Annotated in this window: 20 protein-coding genes; 14 read left to right on the top strand and 6 right to left on the bottom strand. The window is 68.1% G+C overall.

The window, feature by feature from the left end:
- The first annotated feature begins 5 nt into the window (after positions 1–5).
- The 6 genes from HV701_RS00530 (at position 6) to HV701_RS00505 (ending at position 6,593) form a co-directional block, all read left to right on the top strand.
- Positions 6–791: a cyclase family protein gene (locus tag HV701_RS00530; protein WP_175131204.1), complete on the top strand. Its 786-nt coding sequence runs from the start codon at positions 6–8 to the stop codon at positions 789–791.
- A 38-nt stretch (positions 792–829) separates the two neighbouring features.
- Entirely contained in the window at positions 830–1,558 is a 729-nt protein-coding gene (locus tag HV701_RS00525; protein ID WP_175131203.1) for an SDR family NAD(P)-dependent oxidoreductase, read from the top strand.
- A 172-nt stretch (positions 1,559–1,730) separates the two neighbouring features.
- Entirely contained in the window at positions 1,731–2,879 is a 1,149-nt protein-coding gene (locus HV701_RS00520) for an ABC transporter substrate-binding protein (RefSeq protein ID WP_175131202.1), read from the top strand.
- Between the two features lie 140 nt (positions 2,880–3,019).
- Positions 3,020–4,060: a branched-chain amino acid ABC transporter permease gene (locus tag HV701_RS00515; RefSeq protein WP_175131201.1), complete on the top strand. Its 1,041-nt coding sequence runs from the start codon at positions 3,020–3,022 to the stop codon at positions 4,058–4,060.
- On the top strand, positions 4,057–5,850 hold the full coding sequence (locus tag HV701_RS00510) for a branched-chain amino acid ABC transporter ATP-binding protein/permease (protein ID WP_175131200.1): 1,794 nt from the start codon (positions 4,057–4,059) through the stop codon (positions 5,848–5,850). Before HV701_RS00515 ends, HV701_RS00510 begins: the two co-directional genes overlap by 4 nt.
- The gene (locus HV701_RS00505) at positions 5,850–6,593 is read left to right on the top strand and encodes an ABC transporter ATP-binding protein (protein WP_175131199.1); all 744 of its coding nucleotides are present in this window, start codon (positions 5,850–5,852) and stop codon (positions 6,591–6,593) included. The genes HV701_RS00510 and HV701_RS00505 overlap by 1 nt, the downstream gene beginning before the upstream one ends.
- A 49-nt stretch (positions 6,594–6,642) precedes the next feature.
- Here the strand turns inward: HV701_RS00505 and HV701_RS00500 are convergent, their stop codons facing one another.
- Positions 6,643–7,578 carry a glycosyltransferase family 2 protein gene (locus HV701_RS00500; RefSeq protein ID WP_175131198.1) on the bottom strand — a complete coding sequence of 312 codons (936 nt, stop codon included), beginning with the start codon at positions 7,576–7,578 and terminating at the stop codon, positions 6,643–6,645.
- Positions 7,579–7,805: 227 nt separating this feature from the next.
- Here HV701_RS00500 and HV701_RS00495 point away from each other — a divergent pair, with 227 nt between their 5' ends.
- Positions 7,806–8,771 carry a LysR family transcriptional regulator gene (locus tag HV701_RS00495; RefSeq protein WP_175131197.1) on the top strand — a complete coding sequence of 322 codons (966 nt, stop codon included), beginning with the start codon at positions 7,806–7,808 and terminating at the stop codon, positions 8,769–8,771.
- A gap of 273 nt (positions 8,772–9,044) precedes the next feature.
- Positions 9,045–9,173: a hypothetical protein gene (locus tag HV701_RS26935; protein WP_006226408.1), complete on the top strand. Its 129-nt coding sequence runs from the start codon at positions 9,045–9,047 to the stop codon at positions 9,171–9,173.
- A 113-nt stretch (positions 9,174–9,286) separates the two neighbouring features.
- Here the strand turns inward: HV701_RS26935 and HV701_RS00490 are convergent, their stop codons facing one another.
- From HV701_RS00490 to HV701_RS00480, 3 genes are read right to left on the bottom strand one after another with little or no spacing between them, the layout of a single operon-like run.
- Positions 9,287–10,210 carry a sugar kinase gene (locus tag HV701_RS00490; protein ID WP_175131196.1) on the bottom strand — a complete coding sequence of 308 codons (924 nt, stop codon included), beginning with the start codon at positions 10,208–10,210 and terminating at the stop codon, positions 9,287–9,289.
- Positions 10,203–10,847, bottom strand: coding sequence for a bifunctional 4-hydroxy-2-oxoglutarate aldolase/2-dehydro-3-deoxy-phosphogluconate aldolase (locus HV701_RS00485; RefSeq protein ID WP_175131195.1), 645 nt, complete (start codon positions 10,845–10,847; stop codon positions 10,203–10,205). The genes HV701_RS00490 and HV701_RS00485 overlap by 8 nt, the downstream gene beginning before the upstream one ends.
- 24 nt (positions 10,848–10,871) lie before the next feature.
- On the bottom strand, positions 10,872–11,654 hold the full coding sequence (locus tag HV701_RS00480; RefSeq protein WP_175131194.1) for an IclR family transcriptional regulator: 783 nt from the start codon (positions 11,652–11,654) through the stop codon (positions 10,872–10,874).
- 237 nt (positions 11,655–11,891) lie between these two features.
- On the opposite strand from HV701_RS00480, the gene uvrA reads away from it, so the two are divergent.
- The 3 genes from uvrA to HV701_RS00465 all read left to right on the top strand — a co-directional run bounded on the left by uvrA (position 11,892) and on the right by HV701_RS00465 (position 19,509).
- Positions 11,892–17,654, top strand: a complete 5,763-nt coding sequence (gene uvrA / locus HV701_RS00475; protein ID WP_175131193.1) for an excinuclease ABC subunit UvrA — start codon at positions 11,892–11,894, stop codon at positions 17,652–17,654.
- 9 nt (positions 17,655–17,663) lie between these two features.
- On the top strand, positions 17,664–18,800 hold the full coding sequence (locus HV701_RS00470; protein WP_175131192.1) for an aminodeoxychorismate synthase component I: 1,137 nt from the start codon (positions 17,664–17,666) through the stop codon (positions 18,798–18,800).
- Between the two features lie 76 nt (positions 18,801–18,876).
- On the top strand, positions 18,877–19,509 hold the full coding sequence (locus tag HV701_RS00465) for an aminotransferase class IV family protein (protein WP_175131191.1): 633 nt from the start codon (positions 18,877–18,879) through the stop codon (positions 19,507–19,509).
- A 30-nt stretch (positions 19,510–19,539) separates the two neighbouring features.
- Here HV701_RS00465 and HV701_RS00460 read toward each other — a convergent pair whose 3' ends face one another.
- On the bottom strand, positions 19,540–20,442 hold the full coding sequence (locus HV701_RS00460; RefSeq protein WP_175131190.1) for a LysR family transcriptional regulator: 903 nt from the start codon (positions 20,440–20,442) through the stop codon (positions 19,540–19,542).
- Between the two features lie 193 nt (positions 20,443–20,635).
- On the opposite strand from HV701_RS00460, the gene HV701_RS00455 reads away from it, so the two are divergent.
- The 3 genes from HV701_RS00455 to HV701_RS00445 are packed head-to-tail and all read left to right on the top strand — an operon-like array spanning position 20,636 to position 22,704.
- Positions 20,636–21,901 carry an aromatic ring-hydroxylating dioxygenase subunit alpha gene (locus tag HV701_RS00455; protein ID WP_175131189.1) on the top strand — a complete coding sequence of 422 codons (1,266 nt, stop codon included), beginning with the start codon at positions 20,636–20,638 and terminating at the stop codon, positions 21,899–21,901.
- Positions 21,902–21,903: 2 nt separating this feature from the next.
- Positions 21,904–22,377 (top strand): aromatic-ring-hydroxylating dioxygenase subunit beta, encoded by a 474-nt coding sequence (locus HV701_RS00450; protein WP_175131188.1) that lies wholly within the window; start codon positions 21,904–21,906, stop codon positions 22,375–22,377.
- Between the two features lie 15 nt (positions 22,378–22,392).
- Positions 22,393–22,704, top strand: coding sequence for a non-heme iron oxygenase ferredoxin subunit (locus HV701_RS00445; RefSeq protein WP_006393099.1), 312 nt, complete (start codon positions 22,393–22,395; stop codon positions 22,702–22,704).
- 69 nt (positions 22,705–22,773) lie between these two features.
- Here HV701_RS00445 and HV701_RS00440 read toward each other — a convergent pair whose 3' ends face one another.
- Positions 22,774–23,604 (bottom strand): tRNA threonylcarbamoyladenosine dehydratase, encoded by an 831-nt coding sequence (locus tag HV701_RS00440; RefSeq protein WP_175131187.1) that lies wholly within the window; start codon positions 23,602–23,604, stop codon positions 22,774–22,776.
- Between the last annotated feature and the right edge of the window lie 21 nt (positions 23,605–23,625).

Raw genomic sequence — 23,625 nt, 5'->3', positions numbered from 1 at the left:
AACAGATGAGCCAACCCATACTTGCGCAATTCATGACCGAACTGGTGTCGGGCCGCATCCGCCTGGTGGACCTGACCGAGACGCTGACGCCCGAGTTCCCGACCATCGTGCTGCCGCCGGAGTTCGGCCAGGCCTGGCCCTTCCGCATCGAGGAGATCTCGCGCTACGACGAGCGCGGCCCGGCCTGGTACTGGAACAATTTTTCTTGCTCCGAGCACACGGGCACCCACTTCGACGCGCCGGTGCACTGGGTCACCGGCAAGGACCAGCCCGACAACACCGTCGACACTATCCCGGTGGAGGCCTTCATCGCCGGCGCCTGCGTCATCGACTGTTCGGCCGAGGCGCGCGACAACCCCGACTTCCTGCTGACCATCGACTTCGTCAAGACGTGGGAAGAAAAGCACGGCCGCATTCCGGCCCGCTCGTGGGTGCTGATGCGCACCGACTGGTCCAAGCGCGCCAAGCCGGCCGAATACCTGAACATGCAGGAAGACGGCGCCCATTCGCCCGGCCCCGACGCCGAGGTGGTGCCGTGGCTGATCAAGGAACGCGACGTGCACGGCTTCGGCACCGAGTCGGTGGGCACCGACGCCGGCCAGGCCCACCACCTGAATCCGCCCTACCCCTGCCACTACTTCATGCACGGCAACAACCGCTATGGGCTGCAATGCCTGACCAACCTGGATCAGTTGCCGCCCACCGGCGCGGTGATCTTCTCGGCGCCGCTGAAGATCCGCAGCGGCTCGGGCAGCCCGCTGCGGGTGCTGGCGCTGGCGCCGCGCGCCTGACCGGCCACGCATAACAACAGAACACAGGGGGAATCACCATGACGCAAACCAACGTCGCCATCGTCACCGGCGGCAGCGCCGGTATCGGCGCCGAGATCTGCCGCAGCATGCTCGACGCCGGCTACGAGGTGATCTCGATGGCGCGCCGCGCCGCCGACTTCAGCCACCCGCGCCTGCACAACGTGCAGGTCGACCTGCTCGACGCCGACGCCACCGCGCAGGCGGGCGCTGAAATCGTGGCGCGCTTTCCGGTCAGCCATGTCATCCACAACGCCGGCGTCATCTGGCCCAACCTGCTGCCGCAGGTGACCCAGGAGGAACTGCACGGCCTGACCCAGATCCACCTGGGCGCGGCCATCAGCCTGGCGCAGGCGGCGTTGCCCGGCATGCAGGAACGCAAGTTCGGCCGCATCGTCATGATGTCCTCGCGCGGCGCGCTGGGCCTGCCCACCCGCACCGCCTATTCCGCCACCAAGGCCGGCATGGTCGGCATGGCGCGCACCTGGTCGCTGGAACTGGCGCCCTACGGCATCACCGTCAACGTGGTGGCGCCGGGCCCGATCCAGACCGACATGTTCTACGACGTAATCGAACCCGGCAGCGAACGCGAAAAGCAATTGGCCAACGGCATCCCGGTCAAGCGGCTGGGGCGCGCGGACGACGTGGCGCGGGCGGTGATGTTCTTCGCCGACCCGGCCAACAGCTTCGTTACCGGCCAGACGCTGTTCGTCTGCGGCGGCGCCAGCGTCAGCTCCATCACCATCTGAGCGGCGTCCCGCGCATCCGCTTCGGGTTTTGACGGATAGGTAAGCACCGAGACCAGGTCTACAGTGCAGTGCCGCGTCTCTCAGAAAGTTGAAGCCGAAAATAATTTCCGCCTTGCCCGTTTTCTCCGTTTTCCAGCCGCACCCACTCTGCTCCCTATCCGGAGGTTTTGCCATGCTGTCGAAGAAACTCCCCCTGGCCGCCGCCGTGCTGGCCGCCCTGGTCTCCCTGCCCACCCTGGCCCAGGTCAAGGTCGGCGTCGTCACCTCGTCCACCGGCCCCACCGCGCTGGTCGGCATCCCGCAGAAGAACACGGTGCCGCTGCTGCCCAAGAAGATTGGCGATCTGACCGTGGAGTACATCTCGCTGGACGACGCCAGCGATTCGACCAATTCGGTCACGGCCTTCAAGAAGCTCATCACCGAACAGAACGTGGACGCGCTGATCGGCCCGTCCGGCTCGCCCAACGCCATGGGCGTGATCCAGTTCGCCGCCGAGGCCGGCGTGCCGATGCTGGCGCCGGTGGGCACCGCGGCCGTGGTGCTGCCGATGAACGAACAGAAGAAATGGGTCTTCAAGACCACCCAGAACGACGACATCATCGCCCGCGCCCTGGTCGACCACATGGCCAAGACCGGTATCAAGACGGTCGGCTTCATCGGCCTGAACGATCCCTATGGCGAGAACTGGTACAAGGTGTTCTCCGGCCTGGCGGCCGCCAAAGGCATCAAGATCACGGCCAACGAGCGCTATCTGCGCTTTGACAGCTCGGTCACCGGCCAGGCGCTGAAGATCCTGGCGGCCAAGCCCGATGCCGTGCTGGTGGCCGCGCCCGGCGCCGCCAGCGTGCTGCCGCAGACGACGCTGTTCGACCAGGGCTACAAGGGCAAGTTCTACCAGACCCACGGCGCCGCGCTGCCCGACTTCCTCAAGCTTGGCGGCAAGAAGGTCGAAGGCACCATATTGGCGGCCAGCCTGATGCTGGTGCTGCCGGAAATGCCTGACAGCAATCCGTCCAAGAAGGTCGCCAGCGACTACATCGCCGCCTACGAAAAACTCAATGGCTCCAAGCCCGCCACCTTCGGCGCCAACGTCTACGACGCCGGCCTGCTGCTGGAAAAGGCGGTTCCGCTGGCCGAGAAAGCCGGCAAGCCCGGCACCAAGGAGTTCCGCAGCGCGCTGCGCGACGCGCTGGAACAGACCCACGAGCTGGTCGGCACCCAGGGCGTCTACAACATGAGCGCCGCCGACCACAGCGGCTTCGACGACCGCGGCCGTGAACTCATCATGGTCAAGGACGGCAACTGGACGCTAGTCAAGTAACCCCCCTTGAACGCTGCCACATCGAGATGCCGCGGAGCCGGCTCCGCCGGTCCGCAGGCATGCCCCCCGGGGGGAAGCGCGCAGCGCTTCGGGGGGGATAAAACCGCTGCAATGTTTTTCCGTTCTATCCGGAAGTACCGATGAATGCTCAGATCGCCCTGATACTCGGGCAGGACGGCATCACCAACGGCGCCATCTATGCGCTGCTGGCCTTGTCCATCCTGCTGGTCTTTACCGTTACCCGCGTGCTGTTCATCCCCCAGGGCGAGTTCGTCGCCTTCGGCGCGCTCACGATGGCCGCCTTGCAGGCCGGTAAACCGGTGCTGCTGGTGTGGCTGCTGCTGGCCTTCGCCCTGGCCGAGGCCGTGGCCGACCTGATCGCGCGCGCCAGGCGCTCCGGCCGCCGCGCGCCCCTGTGGCGCATCGGCGCCAAGGCGGTGTATCCGCTGGCGCTGGCCGCGCTGCTCTACCGCCTGCCGCTGGCGCAGCTGCCGATGGCGGTGCAGGCGCTGCTGACGCTGTTGCTGGTGGTGCCGATGGGGCCGCAGCTGTATCGCCTGTTCTACCAGCCGATCGCCTCGGCCTCGACGCTGGTGCTGCTGATCGTGTCGATCGCGGTGCACCTGGCGCTGGTGGGCCTGGGCCTGCTGGCCTTCGGCGCCGAGGGCGCGCGTACCGCGCCGTTCAACGAGGCCAGCCTGGCGCTGGGTCCGATCAACGTCAACAGCCAGGCGCTCTGGGTGGTAGCGGTGTCGGCGCTGCTGATCGTGGTGCTGTACCAGTTCTTCGAACGCTCGATGTACGGCAAGGCCTTGCGCGCCGCCGCCTTCAACCGGCTGGGTGCGCGGCTGATGGGCATCTCGCCGGTGTTCGCCGGCAAGGCCACATTCTTCCTGGCGGCGCTGATCGGCACCGTTTCGGGCATCCTGATCGCGCCCATCACCACCATGTATTTCGATTCCGGCTTCATGGTCAGCCTGAAGGGCTTCGTCGGCGCCATCATCGGCGGCCTGGTGAGCTACCCGCTGGCCGCCGCCGGCGCCTTGCTGGTCGGCCTGATCGAGGCCTTTTCCTCGTTCTGGGCCAGCGCCTACAAGGAGATCATCGTCTTCACGCTGATCATCCCCGTGCTGCTCTGGCGTTCCCTGAAAAGCCACCACGTCGAGGAAGAAGAAGAATGACCCCGCGCCACCTCGTCATCGTGTTCCTGGCGCTGCTGGCGGTCGCGCCGCTGGGACTGCCGCCGTTCTACGTCACCCTGCTGAACTACATCGGCCTGTACGCCATGGTGGCGCTGGGGCTGGTGCTGCTGACCGGCGTCGGCGGGCTGACCAGCTTCGGCCAGGCCGCCTTCGTCGGCGTGGGGGCCTACACCACCGCGCTGCTCACCACCCGCGCCGACGCCCTGCCCGCCTGGCTGGCGTGGATCGGCGCGTCGCCCTGGCTGACGCTGCTGGCCGGGCTGCTGCTGACCCTCGTGGTGGCCTACCTGCTGGGCGCCATCACGCTCAAGCTGTCCGGCCACTTCCTGCCGCTGGGCACCATCGCCTGGGGCCTGTCGCTGTACTTCGCCTTCGGCTCGGTCGAAGGCCTGGGCGGCCACACCGGCATTCCCGATGTGCCGGCCATCCACCTGTTCGGCTGGGCGCTGACGCAGGGCGAAGACATCTTCTATCTGATCTGGGCCTTCCTGCTGGTGGCCATGTGGTCGACCAGCAACCTGCTGGACTCGCGCGAAGGGCGCGCCATCCGCGCCCTCAAGGGCGGGCGCGTCATGGCCGAGTCGATGGGCGTGGACACGGCCCGCTCGCGCATGGTGATCTTCATCATCGCGGCGCTGCAGGCCTGCGCCTCGGGCTGGCTTTACGCGCACATGCAACGCTTCGTCAATCCGAACCCGTTCGGCCTGCAGATGGGCATCGAATACCTGTTCATGACCGTCATCGGCGGCGCCGGCCAGGTCTGGGGCGCGCTGGTCGGCGCGGGTGTGTTCACGGTGCTCAAGCAATGGCTGCAGGACTGGCTGCCCAAGCTGCTGGGCCAGAGCGGCAACTTCGAGGTGATCGTGTTCGGCTTCGGCATGGTGCTGCTGTTGCACCGCTTCCGCGGCGGCCTGTGGCCGGTGCTGGCGCGCTGCGTGCCGGTGCGCAAGCGCCCGCGGCAGATTGACCCGCAGGCCGAGCCGCTGCCGCGCAAGCCGATGCCGCCGCGCGGCGAGGTGGTGCTCAAGGCCGTCGACGTGACCCGCAAGTTCGGCGGCCTGGTCGCCAACAATGCCATGAACCTGGAAATCCGCGCCGGCGAGATCCTGGCGCTGATCGGCCCCAACGGGGCCGGCAAGAGCACCATGTTCAACCAGATCTCTGGCGTGGACACGCCCACCTCTGGCCAAGTCACGCTGCTGGGGCAGCCGGTGGCCGGCGCCGGCGCGCGCCGCATCGCCCGCCTGGGCCTGTCGCGCACCTTCCAGCACGTGCGCCTGCTGGGCCGCATGAGCGTGCTGGAGAACGTCGCCATCGGCGCCCACCTGCGTGGCCATCGCGGCGTGCTGCCGGCCGCCTGGCGGCTGGACCGCGCCGAGGAAGCCCGCCTGCTGGCCGAGGCCGCGCGCCAGGTCGAGCGCGTTGGCCTGGGCAAGCACCTGCACGACGAGGCCGGCTCGCTGGCGCTGGGCCAGCAGCGCATCCTGGAGATCGCGCGGGCGCTGGCGTCCGACCCCTGCATCCTGCTGCTGGACGAACCGGCCGCCGGCCTGCGCTACCAGGAAAAGCGCGAACTGGCCGAATTGCTGAAGAAGCTGCGGGCCGAGGGCATGGCGATCCTGCTGGTCGAGCACGACATGGATTTCGTGATGGGCCTGGTGGACCGCGTGGTGGTGATGGACTTCGGCGAGAAGATCGCCGAGGGCCTGCCGGCCGAGATCCAGCACAACCCCGCGGTGCTGGAAGCCTATCTGGGTGGAGCGGAATGATGAGCGCGAAACTGCTGGAAGTGCGCGACCTGCGCGTGGCCTATGACAAGGTCGAGGCCGTCTCGGGCGTGAGCCTGTCGGTGGACGAGGGCAAGATCGTGACCGTGATCGGCCCCAACGGCGCCGGCAAGACCACGCTGCTGTCGGCCATCATGGGCGTGCTGCCCTCGCGCGGCGAGATCGTGTTCGGCGGCAAGCGCCAGGAACACGCCGAGATCGAGGAAATGGTGGCCGCCGGCATGAACCTGGTGCCGGAAAAGCGCGAGCTGTTCGCCGAGATGTCAGTGGAGGACAACCTGATGCTGGGCGCCTTCGACCGCTTCCGCCGCGGCCTGCGCGACCAGGACCAGACGCTGGCCGAGGTCTACGACCTGTTTCCGCGCCTGCGCGAACGCCGCGCGCAGTTGGCGGGCACGCTGTCCGGCGGCGAACGCCAGATGCTGGCGGTGGGCCGCGCGCTGATGGCCAAGCCGCGCCTGCTCATGCTGGACGAACCCAGCCTGGGCCTGGCGCCGCGCATCGTGCGCGAGGTGTTCCGCATCGTCGAGCAGTTGCGCGCCATGGGCGTGTCGATCCTGCTGATCGAGCAGAACGCGCGCGCCGCGCTGCAGGTGGCGGACTACGCCTACGTGCTGGAAACCGGCAGCGTCACGCTGGAAGGTCCGGCCGCCCAGGTCGCCGTGGACCCGCGCGTGGTCGAGGTCTACCTGGGGCTGGGACACGCAGCGCCGGCCCCGGCGTAGTATTGCGCAGCGCTTTGCCAGCAGGCCGCGGCGGGCGTCCGGCCGCCGTTCAGGCCACGCCGCGCCGCCGGTCGCGGCGATACAGCGCATAACCCAGCGGCCACATCGCCCCCACCATCAGCCGCGCCCAGGGGTTGGTCAGGCGGTACGCCTGCACCGCCGTCGGCACGCCGGAGTGCTTCAGGTGCAGCCGGAAGCGTGTGTAGCGCGCGGCGGCCATGATGAATTCGCGCGGCCGGAAGCGGAAAAATTCCAGGTGATGCTGCAGCATGTCCCAGGCCAGCAGGTACAGGCCCTGGGCATTGTTGCCAACCGAGACCGCCCCCTGGCTCAAGCCGCCCGGTGTGTCGTGATAGGTGCGCACCACCTGGTTGATGAAACGGCTGAGATAGCCGGCCCGCGCAATCGCCCACCACACCAGGCTTTCCGGCACGAACCCGGCCACGTCTTCGGGAAAGGGGAACTTGCGCAGGATGTCGGTGCGCATACAGCCGAATTTCTCGCCCTTGATGCGGTAACGGAAGTACACGTCCACGGAGGTACTGTCGAACACGTCCTGCGGATAGCGGTCGCCGACGATGCTGCCGTCGGGTCGCGCGCACAGGCCGGTCACCGCGACATAGGCGTCCCGGCGCGCCGGCGGGATGGCATCCCAGGCGGCCTTGAAGGTGGCTAGCGCTTGCGCCGGCATTTCATCGTCGCTGTCCAGCGCCACGATCAGCTCGCCGTGGGCCTCGCGCACGCCGCGGTTGAAAGCGGTTTTCTTGTGCTGGTTGTTCTGCCAGAAGTAGCGGATGGGAAAGTTGGCGCGTTGCTGCCAGTCGAGCACGGCCTCGTGCGTGTTGTCGGTGGAACCGTCGTCCACGATCACCCACTCGAAATCCCGGAACGTCTGGCGGGAAAGCGATTCATACACCCGATGCAGCGTGCCCGCCCGGTTGTAGGTGGGCGTCAGGACAGTGAAGAACGTCGGTGTATCGGTCATGCGAACTGTGCCCCTTTGCGATTTCCGGACAACCGCTGCGGTCTTGGTCTGTGTCGTTTTTGCCTGAAGTGTAGGGGAAATGCCTGTGCCAACTGATGCCATCGCATGCAAATTTGCAATCAAATCTGACAATGCGCGGATTCCCGGACGGGTCCTGGCAACCGCCGCCCCCTTTGGGACGGGGCGCCGGAGTGGCGTAAACTCGGGCGGCCCACACCGGAATGCCTATGGAAGCTTCGACCGTCCAGCTCAATGACATCGCCTTGTTCGTAGAGGTTGCCAAGCGCAAGAGCTTCAGCCTGGCCGCCCGGGCCCTGAACATGCCCACGTCGACGCTGTCACGCCGTATCAACGAGCTGGAACGCGCGATCGGCCTGCGCCTGATCAATCGCAACACCCGCCGCCTGGACCTGACCGAGGCGGGCGCGGCCTACATGAGCCGCTGCCAGGGCCTGATCGACGAGGCGCGCCTGGCGCACGAGCAATTACAGACATTGTCGGGCGGCCCGTCCGGCAATCTGCGGGTGTCGATGCCCTATAGCCTGGCGATCTGGCTGCTGCCGGAGACGATCAGGGATTTCACGGACCGCTATCCGGAAGTGGAGTGCGAGTTCGACCTGAGCATGATGACGGCGTCGGATGCCCAGGGCACGCCGTTCGACATCGTGCTGCGATTCGGCCGCAACAGCGACTATCCGGTTGCCAATATCGACACCGGCAATGGCAATGGCGGCGCGCCGGCGCCGCGCAGCGACGGCGCGGTGGTGCAGGAGCTGGTGTCGCTGGACAACTACCTTTATGCGTCGGACCGCTATCTGGAACGCTTCGGCGAGCCAAAGACGCCGGGGGACCTGACGCAGCATCAGTGCCTGCGCACGACAATCGATGACGCCCATTCCCATTGGACGCTGTACAACGGCCAGGTGCGCGAGCAGGTTCCCGTGAGCGGGCATCTGGCGGCCAACAACATGAGTATCGCGGGGACCCTGGCGGGACTGGATCTGGCGATCACGCGGATGCCGCATTGCCAGGCGCTGGATCCGATCATCAAGCGCAATTCGTTGCGGCGGGTGTTGCCGGGGTGGTCGGTGGATCCCATTTCCATCTACGTGATTTATCCGTCGAGTATCCAGCCGGCCAAGACCCGGGCGTTCATGGATTTCATTCGGCCTAAGTTGGGACCGGCTGAGTAGTCTTTGTTTTTTGGACGATGCGGGTTCTTGAGCCGCGCGCGGCGGGATCGGCGGGCCTAAGTGCGTCCCTATTTTTTTCTTGTTGGGTCTGCAGGCTAGCCCCCCCCGAAATTGGCACCCTCGCCACTTTCAGGCTAGAATACCGAGTTACCCAATTTCCCCGCCAGCCCGGTTTCCGGTTGTGCGGTCGGGTCCAAGACGCCTTCAAGCCAAGCCTGGAGGCAGATTTCGATCCGCTAATTCGATTTCCGCAAATTCAACAGGAGAATCAACATGGCTGAACGCAAACGCGTGCGTCGCAATACCCTGGAACGCCGTTGCCTGGGCAAGGCCTTCAAGCGCTTGTTCGTCAAGTCGCCCAAGGGTGTGTTCAAGATGCTGGAAAAGATCAAGCGCGTCTAAATGACACGCGCGCCGCGCCAGGTTCCTGGCGCGCCGCCTGATCGAAAAAAATCCCCGCTGGTGCGAACCGGCGGGGATTTTTCTTTGGGCCGGCGGTCAGGACGACCGCTGCCTCAGGTCCGCAGCTTGGCCAGCACCTGCTCGGCGCGCGGCAAGGGGTCGACCGCGCCATAGCCCAGCGTCGACAGCGCCGCCGCCACGTTGGCGTAGCGCACCGCGTCGGCCCAGTCGTCATCCTGGCAGCGGCGCGCCAGCAGGCTGCCGGCGAAGCAATCGCCGGCGCCGGTGGCGTCGATTGCGTCCACGCGCAGCGCCGCCACCGGGGTGCGGGTCTTGCCATCGTCGATGATGGCGCCGTCCTTGCCCAGCTTCAGCACCACCACGCCCGTGGCGCCGGCGTCGCGGATCCAGTCGAGCGTGCGCTCGGGGTCGTCGTTGCCGGTCAGGTGCTGCATGTCGTCCATGCTCGGCAGGAACAGGTCGGCATGGCACAGCGCCTCGCGCAGCACGGCGCGGGCCCGGTCCAGCGGCCACAGGCGCAGCCGCAGGTTCGAATCCAGGCTGACCTGCACGCCGGCCGCGCGAGCGCGGGCGATGGCGGCGAAGACGGTGTCGCAGGCGCTGGTGCTGATTGCCAGGCTGATGCCCGAGACGTGCAAGAACCGGGCGCGTTCGATCAGCCCCCCGTCGAGGCTGGCGGGAGTCATCAGGCTGGCAGCGGAGCCCCGGCGCAGATAGCTGAAGGCATGGCCGTCGGGACCGTGCTGCACGAAATACAGGCCGGTATGGGCGCTGGGGTCGACCTCGACGCCCGAGGTGTCCACGTCCTCTTCGCGCCACAGCGCCAGGAACTGCGCGCCGAAGGCGTCGTCGCCGACCCGTGTCAGATAGGCGCAGCGCGCGCCCTGGCGGGCCGCGGCGATGATGGCATTGGAAGTGTCGCCGCCGAAACCTTGCAGGAACTGGCGCGGGTCCTGCCCGGTCTGGTTCAGCTCGACCAGCGGCTCGCCCAGCGCGACGATATCGAAATCAGCCATGGGCGGCCTCGCGGGTGCGGGTGATCTGCGCCACCAGCGCGGCGGTGTCGCGCGCGGCGAAGGCGGCTTTGTCGTAGAGGTTGCTGCCGATGCCGACCAGGCCGGCGCCGGCGGCGAAGTAGGACGCCATGTTCTCGGCGGTGACGCCGCCCGTGGGGCAGAACACCGTATCCGGGTACACCGACTTCAACGCCGCCAGGTGCTTGGGGCCGCCGGTGTCGGCCGGGAACACCTTGACCACATCGGCACCGGCGCGGCGCGCGGCCAGCACGTCGGTGGGGGTGAAGGCGCCCAGCAGGCACAGGGCATCGGCGGCGTGCGCCAAGTCGACGATCTCGGTGGCCAGGGCCGGCGACACCAGGAAGTCGGCGCCGGCCACCAGGGCCTGGCGCGCCTGGGTCTCGTCCAGCACCGTGCCCACGCCCAGCAGCAGCGCGGGGCCGTGCTTGTCGCGCAACGCGCGCACCAGGTCGGTGACGCCGGGAATGGTCCAGGTCAGTTCCAGCGTGGCGCAGCCGGCGGCCACGGCCACCTCGGCGGCGTAGGCCGCGGTGGCGGCGTCCTGGTAGCGCAGCACGGGCACGACCCGGGCGGCGAACAAGGCGTCGAGTTTCGAGGCACGGGGAGCAGCGGTCATGGCATTCCTTTCGGGAGGGATCGTTCAGGCGCCGCCGGCAGGCAGCAGGGCGAGTCTGGCCGTGGCCGCATCGCGCAGCCGCAGCAGGGGTTCGATATAGGCGGATTGCGGGTCATCATGGCGGCGGAACAGCAGGGTGCTGATGCTGACGCAGGCCACCGGCTGACCGGCGGCGTCGCGCAGCGCCACGCCGTAGCAGACGATGCCGGGCTCGTTTTCCTCGTTGTCCAGGGCATAGCCGCGCGCCGCCGTCTCGGCCAGCGCGGCCCGCAGCGCGGGCAAGTCCGCCAGCGTGCCGGGCATGCGCGGTTCCAGCGGCAGGTCGCGCAGCAGGGGTTCGCGCGCCGCTTCGCCAAGCGCCGCCAGATAGGCCTTACCGACCGCGCTGGAATGCAGCGCCACCGCCGCGCCGACGCGCGAGGCCATGCGCACCGGCCCAGGGCTTTCGAGCTTGTCGATGTAGATCATTTCGGCGCCGGCCGGCACCGCCAAGTGCACGGTTTCGCCAGTGGCATCGCGTAGCGCCCGCAGGTCGGCCGCCAGCGTGGCGCGCAGGTCGAACTGCGACCAGGCGCGGCTGGCCAGCGCCAGCAGGCGCGGCCCCAGGCGATAGGCGCCGCCGGTCTCGGCCAGCATGCCTTGCTCGGCCAGCGCCGCGACAATTCGGTAGACCGTGGGCCGGGGATAGCCGCAACGGCGCGCCAGCGCCGCCGCGCTGGGCGGCTGCGGGGCATCGGCCACCGCCTGCAGCACCACCATGAACTTGGCGAACGCCGCCGCGCCCGCCACCTTGGTTTCCGACACCATCACCCCCACCTCTGGAAGATGTCCCGCGCCCGTGTCGCTGCGGAATACCGCAGGCAAAGCGCGCTAAATTCAGACGAATCTGCGATACTGTTTATTTGTATAGCAGCGTCGCGCATGATTGCCCACATTGTGGACACATGCCTCACGATATAGGCAATTATTCCACATCGCCACGCCCCGAACCAGCCACAGGCCGCCGTCCGGGGCCCCGCCCTCCCTCAGGCTACGATACCGTCCATGAGCTCCCAAATCCGCATCGTTGGCGCCCGCCAGAACAATCTCAAGAACCTCGACCTGACCATCGCCACCGGCGAACTGGTAGTCGTGACCGGGGTGTCGGGGTCCGGCAAAAGTTCGCTGGCCTTCGACACCCTCTATGCCGAGGGCCAGCGCCGCTACGTGGAGACCTTCTCGCCCTATGCGCGCCAGTTCCTGGACCGCATGGACAAGCCCCAGGTGGACCGTATCGAGGGCATCCTGCCGGCCATCGCCATCGACCAGACCAACCCGGTGCGCAGCTCGCGCAGCACGGTCGGCACGATGACCGAGCTCAATGACCACATCAAGCTGCTGTTCGCGCGCGGCGCGCGCCTGCACTGCCGCGGCTGCGGCAAGGTGGTGCAGCGCGACACGCCCGACTCCATCTACCGCTCGCTGGCCGAACGCGCCGCCGCCGCCGGCGACCCGCGCCTGGTGGTGACCTTCCCCATCGCGGTGCCCGCCAACTTCACCGAAGACGAAGTGCGCGGCTTCCTCGAGCAGCAGGGCTATACCCGCGTGCATACCGAGGAAACCGCCGTGCCGCGCGCCGCCGCGCCGGCCAAGGGCGCCAAGAAGGAAAAGGGCAAGGCCAAGGCCGCCACCGAGGCGCGCCGCATCCTGCATGTCATCCAGGACCGCTTCCGCTTCGCCGGCACCGAGCGCGAACGCGTGATGGAAGCGCTGGACACCGCGCTGCGCATGGGCGCCGGGCACCTGGCCGTGTACGCCATGGACGCCGAGGGCGCCGACGCGCATCTCTGGAAGTACAGCGACCGGCTGCACTGCGCCGACTGCGATATCGAGTACACCGATCCGTTGCCCAGCAGCTTCTCGTTCAACTCGCCGCTGGGCGCCTGCGAGGCCTGCCGCGGCTTCGGCCGCGTGATCGGCATCGACTTCGGCCTGGTCATCCCCGACGAGAACAAGACCCTGCTGGAAGGCGCCATCAAGCCCTGGACCACGCCGTCGTACAAGGAATGCCAGGACGACCTGCAGAAATACGCGCCGCGCGCCGGCATCCCGCTGGGGGTGCCGTGGAAGAGCATGAGCGAGGAACACAAGCGCTGGGTGCTATACGGCACGCCCGACTGGAAGGGCGGCAACGACGCCTGGAAACACCAGTGGTACGGCGTGCAACGCTTCTTCGACTGGCTCGAGACCAAGTCGTACAAGATGCACGTGCGCGTGCTGCTGTCCAAATACCGCAGCTACACGCCCTGCCCCACCTGCAACGGCGCGCGCCTCAAGCCCGACGCGCTGCTGTGGCGCCTGGGCACCAAGGCCGAGGCCGACACCGTGCTGCCGCCCGACGATGGCCGCTACAAGCGCTTCATGCCGGTCGGCGCCAACTGGAGCCGCGAGCAGCTCGACAACCTGGACGGCTTGTCGATCCACGACGTGATGCTGCTGCCGATCGAGCGGGTGCGCGCGTTCTTCGACGCCCTGTCGTTCGAAGGCGCGCTCGACGCCGCCACCGACCTGCTCATGACCGAGGTGCGCGCGCGCCTGAAGTTCCTGTGCGACGTCGGCCTGGGCTACCTGACGCTGGACCGCCAGAGCCGTACGCTGTCCGGCGGCGAAGTGCAGCGCATCAACCTGACCACCGCGCTCGGCACCTCGCTGGTGAACACGCTGTTCGTGCTGGACGAGCCGTCCATCGGCCTGCACCCGCGCGACATGCACCGCGTGGTCGAGGTCATGCACCGCCTGCGCAGCGCCGGCAACACGCTGGTGGTGGTCGAGCATGACCCGCAGGTCATGGTGGCCGCCGACCGCATCATCGACATCGGTCCCGGCCCCGGCGAACGCGGCGGCCAGATCGTGTTCGACGGCACGCCGGCGCAACTGCGCGCGGCCCGCACGCTGACCGGCGACTACCTCGGCGGACGCCAGCGCGTCGAAGCGCCGCGCCCCATGCCGGTGGCGGCCAGCACGCCGCGCCTGCTGCTCGAAGGCGTCAGCGCGCACAACCTGAAGAACGTTTCGGTCGAGCTGCCGCTGGGCCGGCTGGTGTGCGTCACGGGCGTGTCCGGCTCGGGCAAATCGACCCTGGTGCAGGACGTGCTCTACCCGGCCCTGCTCAAGCAAAAGGGCAAGCCGTCGGAAGCGCCGGGCGCCTTCGAGCGCCTGCTGGGCGCCGAGCAGATCGCCGACGTCGTCATGGTCGACCAGACCCCGATCGGCAAGACCGCGCGTTCCAACCCGGCCAGCTACGTCGGCGCGTTCGACGCGATCCGCAAGCTGTTCGCCCAGGCGCCGCTGGCGCGCGAACGCGCCTACACCGCCGGCACTTTCAGCTTCAACGGCGGCGACGGCCGTTGCCCGACCTGCGGCGGCACCGGCTTCGAGCACGTCGAGATGCAGTTCCTGTCCGACGTCTACCTGCGTTGCCCCGATTGCGACGGCAAGCGCTTCCGCCCCGAAGTGCTGGAAGTGCGCGTCGAGCACCTGGGCAAGAGCGCCTCGATCGACGAGGTGCTGGAAATGACGGTGAGCGAGGCGCTGACGTTCTTCAAGGGCCTGCGCGACGTGCAGACCGGCCTGGCGCCGCTGGCCGATGTCGGCCTGGAATACGTGCGGCTGGGCCAGCCGGTGCCAACGCTGTCGGGCGGCGAGGCGCAGCGCCTGAAGCTGGCCGGCCACCTGGCCGAAGCGGCGCGCAGCGGCATCTCCACCGCCAAGGTCGCCAAGAAGGGCAGCCTGTTCCTGTTTGACGAGCCCACCACCGGCCTGCACTTCGATGACGTGGCGCGCCTGATGCGCGCCTTCCGCAAGCTGCTGGCCGCGGGCCACACGCTGCTGGTCATCGAACACAACCTGGACGTGATCCGCGCGGCCGACTGGCTGATCGACCTGGGCCCCGAAGGCGGCGATGCCGGCGGCCTGGTGATCGGCGTCGGCACGCCGCAGGACCTGATGGCCAACCCCGGCTCGCACACCGGCGCGGCGCTGCGCGACTACGAAGTCAGCATCCTGCCGGTCGACGTGGTGGTCAGCAGCGACATCGACGCGCAGGAAGCCGAGCAGGCCGGCCTGACGGCCCTGGTCGCCGAACCCACCGCCAGCTATGGCGCCGGCGAAGGCACGCCGCTGCAATCGGTCATGCGCAAGCGCCGCCAGGACAACAACCTGGCGATCGAGATCCGCAACGCGCGCGAGCACAACCTGAAGAACGTCAGCGTCGAGATTCCGCGCGACAAGTTCACGGTGATCACCGGCGTGTCCGGCTCGGGCAAATCGACCCTGGCCTTCGACATCCTGTTCAACGAAGGCCAGCGCCGCTACCTCGAATCGCTCAACGCCTACGCCCGCGCCATCGTGCAGCCGGCCGGCAAGCCCGACGTGGACGCCATCTTCGGCATCCCGCCCACCGTGGCCATCGAGCAGCGCACCAGCCGCGGCGGACGCAAGTCGACCGTGGCCACGATGACCGAGATCCATCACTTCCTGCGCCTGCTGTACGTGAAGCTGGGCACGCAATACTGCCCTGACTGCAACGTCGCGGTGGAGCCGCAGAACACCGACCAGATCGTGGCGCGCCTGCTACGCGAACGCAAAGGCGAGCACATCGGCCTGCTGGCGCCGCTGGTCACCGCGCGCAAGGGCTACTACACCGACCTGGCCAAGTGGGCCGGCTCCAAGGGCCATACGCACCTGCGGGTCGACGGCGAATTCATCCCCGTGGCGCCGTGGCCGCGCCTGGACCGCTACAAGGAACACACCATCGAGCTGCCGGTGGCCGACGTGGTGGTCGACCCGGCCAACGAGGCCGACCTGCGCGCCGCGGTCAAGAGCGCGCTGGAGAACGGCCAGGGCGTGATGTCGGTGGTGTGGCCGGTGGACAAGCTGCACGAGGCGCTCAACAGCGAACTGCAGCAGCAGCATTTCTCGGTCAAGCGCGCCTGCCCGTCGTGCGGCACCAGTTTCCCCGAGCCCGATCCGCGCCTGTTCTCGTACAACTCCAAGCACGGCTGGTGCACCGGCTGCTTCGGCACCGGCCTGCAATTGCAGGGCTTCGACGAAGCGCAGACCGGCGAGGAAACCGCCTGGAACGCCTGGTACGAAGGCGAGGCCAAGGTCTGCACGCAGTGCGACGGCCAGCGTCTGAACCGGGTCGCCCGCGCGGTGCGCTGGCGCGACAAGTCGATCGCCGAACTGGCCGCGCTGCCGGTATCGGACGCGCATACCTTCTTCACCGGACTGGTGGCGCGCGGCCGCGAAGGCGAGATCGCCCGCGACATCCTCACCGAAATCCGCGGCCGCCTGAACTTCATGCAGGAAGTCGGCCTGAACTACCTGGCGCTGGACCGCGCCGCCCCCACCCTGTCGGGCGGCGAGGCGCAGCGCATCCGCCTGGCGGCGCAGCTCGGCTCCAATCTGCAAGGCGTCTGCTATGTGCTGGACGAGCCCACCATCGGCCTGCACCCGCGCGACAACCGCATCCTGCTGGACGCACTGGCGCGGCTGGAAGGCAACGGCAACACGCTGGTGGTGGTCGAGCATGACGACGACACCATCCGCCGCGCCTCGCACATCATCGATATCGGCCCCGGCGCCGGCATCCGCGGCGGCCGCGTGGTGGCGCAGGGCAGCGCGCAGGACCTGATCGACGCGCCCGAATCCGTCACCGGCCGCTACCTGGCCAAGCCGCTGCAACACCCGTTGCAAGGCCGCCGCCCGGTCGAGGCCGACACGCCGATGATCGAGATCAAGGGCGCGCGCCTGCACAACCTGCGCAGCGTTGACGCCAAGATCCCGGTGGGCCGCCTGAGCGTGGTCACCGGCGTATCCGGTTCCGGCAAATCGACGCTGGCGCGCGAAGTGCTGCTGGACAACCTGATGCAGGCCGTTTCGCAGGGCAAGGCGCCCGGCTGGGCCGGCTGCGAGAGCATCCGCGGCTGGGAGGCGATCGACCGCGTGCTGGAAGTGGACCAGACCCCGATCGGCAAGACACCGCGCTCGTGCCCGGCCACCTACGTCGGCTTCTGGGACGACGTGCGCAAGCAGTTCGCCGACACGCGCGAAGCGCGCATGCGCGGCTGGACGGCGGCGCGCTTCTCGTTCAACACCGGCGACGGCCGCTGCCCGATCTGCGAAGGCCAGGGCATGCGCACCATCGAAATGAACTTCCTGCCGGACGTGAAGGTGCCGTGCGATGCCTGCAACGGCGCGCGCTTCAACAGCGACACGCTGAGCGTGCAGATGCGCGGCAAGAACGCCGGCGAACTGCTGGCCATGGAAGTCGATGACGCCATCGAGTACTTCGCCGCCCATCCCAAGATCCACCGTCCGCTGCAACTGATGCAGGACGTCGGCCTGGGCTACCTGACGCTGGGCCAGCCGTCGCCAACGCTGTCCGGCGGCGAGGCGCAGCGCATCAAGCTGGTGACCGAGCTATCCAAGGCGCGCCTGACCGACGGTCTGATCAAGACCGGCCGCGCCTCGCGCATCCCGCACACGCTGTACGTGCTGGATGAGCCGACCGTGGGCCTGTCGATGGCCGACGTGGAAAAGCTGATCCACGTGCTGCATCGCCTGGTGGAAGCCGGCAACACGGTGGTGGTGATCGAACATAATCTCGACGTCATCGCCGAAGCCGACTGGCTGCTGGACCTGGGCCCCGAAGGCGGCACCGGCGGCGGCAAGCTGGTGGCGCAGGGCTCGCCGGAACACGTCATGACCTTGCGCGACCACTCCCATACCGGCCGCGTCCTGACGGAATTCCTGGCGCAACAGTAAAAGAGAGTCATGCATTGTCGTTTTGAAGACCGGCTGGCCGGCCGCGCGCTGCGGCTGGACGGTTTTTGCGCCCGCATCGAGGCGCGCGCGGCGGCCGAGGTCGGCCCCGCCCTGGCCGCCATCGACGCGGCGCGCCGACGCGGGCACTGGGTTGCCCTGCTGCTGGATTACGAGCTGGGCGAATGGCTGCTGCCGGAAGCCGCCCTGCCCGCGCCCGCCGGCCCCTGGACGCCGCCGCATGACGACGGCCGGGCGCGCCTGACGGCGCTGGTATTCGAGCGCAAGTTCGACGAAGCCCCGTGGGACGCGCCGGCGGCCGACAGCGCGCCAGGCGCGCTCAGCATTCCCGCGCCGCGCATGACCGAAGCCGCCTATGTGCGCCGGATCGACGCCATCCGCGACCTGATCGGCGCCGGCGAGCTGTACCAGGTCAACTACACCCAGCCGCTGGACGTGCAATACCAGGGAGACGCGACCACGCTATACCGCCGCATCGCCGCCCGCAATCCTGTGGCGCACGGCGCCTACATCGAGGACGGCGCGCGCACGGTGCTGTCGTTCTCGCCCGAGCTGTTCGTGACCCGCCGCGGTGCGCGATTGACCACCCGCCCCATGAAGGGCACGGCGCCCCGCCATCCCGATCCGGCCGAGGACCAGCGCCTGGGCCAGGCGCTGCTGGCCAGCGAGAAAAACCGCGCCGAGAACCTGATGATCGTCGACCTGCTGCGCAACGACCTGGGCCGGCTGGCCGAACCGGGCTCGGTCACGGTCGAGGCGCTGTTCGCGCTGGAACGCTATCCCACCGTCTGGACCATGACCTCGACCGTCTCGGCGCGGGCGCCTGACGCCACGCTCGAAGACGTGCTGCGCGCGCTGTTCCCCTGCGGCTCGATCACCGGCGCGCCCAAGGTCGCCGCCATGCGCCGCATCCGCCAGATGGAGACCGCGCCGCGCGGCCTGTACTGCGGCAGCATCGGCTGGCTGGCCCCGGACGGCGATTTCTCGCTCAACGTGGCCATCCGCACCTTGGTGCTGGACCGGGCCGGGCATGGCGTCTACAGCGTCGGCGGCGGCATCGTGCATGACTCCGACCCGGCCGAGGAATGGCAGGAATGCCACTGGAAGGCCCGTATCCTGCGCGCCTGAGTGCGCAATCCGCGTCCGCGGGGTAGGATAGAACCCGGCCCCGCCCGCCACCGTCGGCCGTTTCCCAGGAGCCCCCATGCAACCCGAACTGATCGAGACCATCCTGGTCGATGCCGAGCGTCGCGTGCCGCTGCTGGCGCGCCACCTGCGCCGTCTGGAGCACTCCTGCAAGGCGCTGGGCTATGCCTGGGGCGGCGGCGCGGTCGAAAGCGACATCATGATCGCCGCCCTCAGCCTGAACACGCCTGGCGCGCACCGCCTGCGTCTGCTGGCCGCGCGCGATGGCAACCGCCACATCCAGACCGCCGTGCTGCCGCCGCTGCCGGCGGTGCAGGAAATCATGCTGGCGCCCGAGGCGCTGCGCTCGTCCGAACCGCTGCTGCGCTACAAGACCACCTACCGGCCCTGGTACACCAAGACCATCGAATGGCTGCCGGCCCATCCGCACATCTTCGACCTGGTCTACCTGAACGAACGCGGCGAGCTGTGCGAAGGCAGCCGCAGCAACGTCTACCTGCGCCTGGATGGCGAGTGGTACACCCCGCCGGTCGATAGTGGCTGTCTGCCCGGCGTGCAGCGCGCCGAACTGCTCGACACCGGCAACGCCAAGGAACGGGTGCTGACCCTGGCCGATCTGCATGCGGCTGAAGAGATCCGCCTGTCCAACGCCTTGCGCGGCTGGTTCACGGTGACCCTGCGCGAAGCCTGAACCGGCCGCCCGCCTCGCGCGCGGGTCCCGCTAATCCGCGAACTGCTCCACCACCACCTGCCGCAGCCACTGGTTGGCGGGCTCGCGGTGGTTACGGGCATGCCAGAACACGTTGATGACGGACTCCGGGATCTTCACCGGACAGGGCGCGGTGGCCAGGCCGAAGGGCTTGCAGGCGCAATCGGCGAAGCGGCGCGGCACCACCGCGATCATGTCGGTGGCCTGCAGCACCGGCCCCACCGCCATGAAGTGCGGCACCGTCAGGCGCAGGCGCCGGCGAATGCCGGCCTGCTCGATGACCTGGTCGACCACGCCGTGGCCGGTGCCCTCGGACACGATGGCGACGTGCTCGGCGGCGCGGAACTGCCGCGCCGACACGCCGGTGCGCGCCAGCGGGTGGTCCTCGCGGAAAATGCACACGTACGGCTGGCGGAACAGCCGGCGCTGGAAGAAGCCGTGCTTCAGGCCCGGCAGGAACCCCATCGCCAGATCGATGCGGCCGCGCTCCATCTCGTCCTTCACGTCGATCGAGGTGGTGCGCACGGTGCGGATGGTGACGCCGGGCGCGGCGCCGTCCAGGGCCCGCATCAGGCGCGGCAGGAAATAGGTTTCACCGACGTCGTTGACGCCGATGACGAAGGCCCGCTCGCTGCGCGCCGGATCGAAGCTGGCGCGGGCGTTGAGCGTACCGTGCAGCGCTGCCAGCGCGTCGGCGATGGGTTGCGCCAGCGCCTCGGCATACGGCGTGGGCACCATGCCGCGCGAGGTGCGCAGGAACAGCTCGTCGCCCAGCAGCTTGCGCAGCCGCCCCAGCGCGTTGCTGACCCCGGGCTGCGAGATGCCCAGGTTCTGCGCCACCGCCGACACCCGGCCGTGCTTGCACAACGCGTTGAACACGACCAGCAGGTTCAGGTCCATGTCTTGCAGGTTCATGCTTGTCTCCACCAATATTCATTTTGGTGATTGTTGTCATCATCCAGATTCTATTTATTTATTTCACACCCTGGCCGATGATGCAACAAACGCCTGCGCCCATGCCGCGCGGGCCCCGATGGATGAAGGAGACAACCATGCGCCATCCCCCCGCCCCGCCCTGTCGGCGCGGCCGCCTCGCCGGAGGCCGCCGATGAACGCCCCCGAACAGCCGCTGTCGTTCGTGCCGCCCTGGCAGGGCGACGGCAGCCACCGCATTCCCTTCGGCGTCTACACCGACGCCGCCCTGCACCAGCGCGAGCTGGCGCGCTTCTTCTATCGCGGCCACTGGAGCTACGTCGGCCTGGAAGCGGAAATCCCCAACCCCGGCGACTTCAAGCGCACCGCCGTGGGCGAGCGTTCGGTCATCCTGCTGCGCGACAACGACGGCCAGGTGCGCGTGGTGGAGAACGTCTGCGCCCACCGCGGCGTGCAGTTCTGCCGCGAACGGTCCGGCAACCGCAGCGAATTCGTCTGCCCCTACCACCAATGGAATTACGACCTGCAGGGCAATCTGATCGGCGTGCCGTTCCGCCGCGGCGTCAAGCAGGACGGCCGCGTCAACGGCGGTATGCCGCCCGACTTCAAACCCGAGGAACACGGCCTGACCAAGCTGGCCGTGGCCTGCCGCAACGGCGTGGTGTTCGCCTCGTTCGACCATGAGGTTGAGCCGCTGGAGGACTACCTGGGCCCGGACATCCTGCACTACTTCGACCGGGTCTTCGATGGCCGCCAACTGGTGATCCACGGCTACAGCCGCCAGCGCATTCCCGGCAACTGGAAGCTGATGCAGGAGAACATCAAGGACCCGTACCACCCGGGCCTGCTGCACACCTGGTTCGTCACCTTCGGACTGTGGCGCGCGGACAATCGCTCGGAGCTGAAGATGGACCGCCACTTCCGCCACGCCGCCATGATCTCGACCCGCGGCCAGGGCGGCAAGGGCAGCGTCACCAGCGGCGTGTCCAGCTTCAAGGAGCAGATGACGCTGAACGACGACCGCTTTCTCGACATCGTGCCGGAGCCCTGGTGGAACGGCCCGACCGCCGTGCTGATGACGCTGTTCCCCAGCGTGATCATCCAGCAGCAGGTCAATTCGCTGTCGACGCGCCACATCCAGCCGGTGGGCCACGACGCCTTCGACTTTGTCTGGACGCACTTCGGCTTTGCCGACGACACGCCCGAGATGACGCAGCGCCGCCTGCGCCAGGCCAACCTGTTCGGCCCCGCCGGCTTCGTGTCGGCCGACGACGGCGAAGTCATCGAGTTCTCGCAATCCGGCTTCGCGCAGAAGCCCTGGCACCGCAGCGTGGCCGAGCTGGGCGGCAAGACCGCCGAGAACACCGACCACATGGTGACCGAAACCCTGATCCGCGGCATGTACGCCTATTGGCGCCGCGTGATGGAAGCGGAGGCGTAAGGATGCTGGACTTTCCCCTGTACTACCAACTGACCCGGCTGTACACCGACTACGCCGCCGCGCTCGACGCCGAACAGTGGGAGCAATGGCCCGAGTTCTTCCTGGAGGACTGTGTCTACAAGGTGCTGCCGCGCGAGAACCACGAGCGCGGCTACCCGCTGGCGACCATGTCGTTCGAGAGCCGCGGCATGCTCAAGGACCGCATCTACGGCGCCACCGACACCATCTTCCACGACCCCTACTACCAGCGCCACGTGGTCGGCGCGCCGCGCGTGCTGTCGGTGCAGGGCGACCGGATCGAATCGGAAGCCAACTACGCGGTGTTCCGCACCAAGCCGAACCAGCTGACCACGGTCTACAACGTCGGCCGCTACCTGGACGTGATCCGGCAGACGCCCGACGGACTGAAGTTCGCGTCGCGCCTGTGCATCTTCGACAGCGAGCTGATCCCGAATTCGCTGATCTACCCCATCTGACCAGGACACCAGGACATGACTACGAATTGGATCAAGGCCATCGCGTTGGCCGACGTGCCGGACGAGGACGTGATCGCCGTGCAGGCGGGCGATCGCGAGATCGCGCTGTACGGCGTGGAAGGCAACGTCTACGCCACCGACAACCTCTGTACGCACGGCAATGCGCGCCTGTGCGACGGTTTCCTGACGGGCCACGAGATCGAGTGCCCGCTGCACCAGGGCCGCTTCGACGTGCGCGACGGCCGCGCGCTCTGTTCGCCGCTGCGCGACAACCTGGCCACCTATCCGGTCAGGATCGAGGACGGCGTGGTGTTCGTAGCGCTGTGAGCATGGCGCGGCGCCGCAAGCGCGGCGCGGCGGCCCGCCATTCCGAACCGGGCGGCGCCAGTCCCCGCCTTACAGCGCCAGCCGCAAGGCCTCGTTGGCGGCCGCCATGCCCATGGCGGCGGTCACGGTGACCACCGAGCCATAGCCGGCGCAGGACAACCCCTGCGGCGCCACGGCCTGCGCCGAGGCACCCATATCGTCCTCGGCCTCGGCCTGCCGCGTCCATTCATCGGGCAGGATGGCGGGCTGATCGAACCACAGGGCATGAATCCCCATCTTCGGCACGCGCTTGAGCGCCTTGCCGTTCTTGTCGGACGCCCGCGGAAACCCATGCTCGCGCCGCAGCTTGTTGCGCAGCTTGGACAGCAAGGCGTCGTTGACGGCGGCCGACAAGTCGCCGGCGCGCAACGCCAGCGGATCGGTCTTGCCGCCGGCGCCGCCACACAGCAGCATCGGTATCCCCAGCGCCCGCGCATGCAGGATCATGGCGATCTTGGCGGTGGCCTGATCGGTGCAGTCGATGATGGCGTGGTAGGGACCGGGCAGCACTTGCCCGACGTTCTCCGGCGATACGAAATCATCGACGCGTGTCAGGCGGCACTCGGGATTGATGGCCAAGACGCGCTCGGCCATGGCATCCACCTTGGATTGCCCCAGGGTTTGCGTCAGGGCATGGATCTGCCGGTTGACGTTGGATTCGGCGATGTGGTCCAGGTCGATCAGCGTCAGGGCGCCGACGCCGCAACGGGCCAGGGCTTCGACGGTCCAGGAGCCAACGCCACCCAGGCCGGCGACGGCGATGTGGGCGCCTTGCAGGCGGGCGGGAGCGTCGGGGCCATAGAGGCGGGACAGGCTGCCGAAGCGGCGGGCGATGTCGGCTTTTTCTTCTGGGGGGATCATGGGGGTATTTTATATGGGCGC

It is taken from the genome of Achromobacter pulmonis, assembly GCF_902859765.1.
GTDB classification, from domain to species: domain Bacteria; phylum Pseudomonadota; class Gammaproteobacteria; order Burkholderiales; family Burkholderiaceae_B; genus Achromobacter; species Achromobacter pulmonis.
The sequence above is the reverse complement of the archived record's forward strand: the minus strand, read 5'-3'. Positions and strand labels throughout refer to the sequence as shown.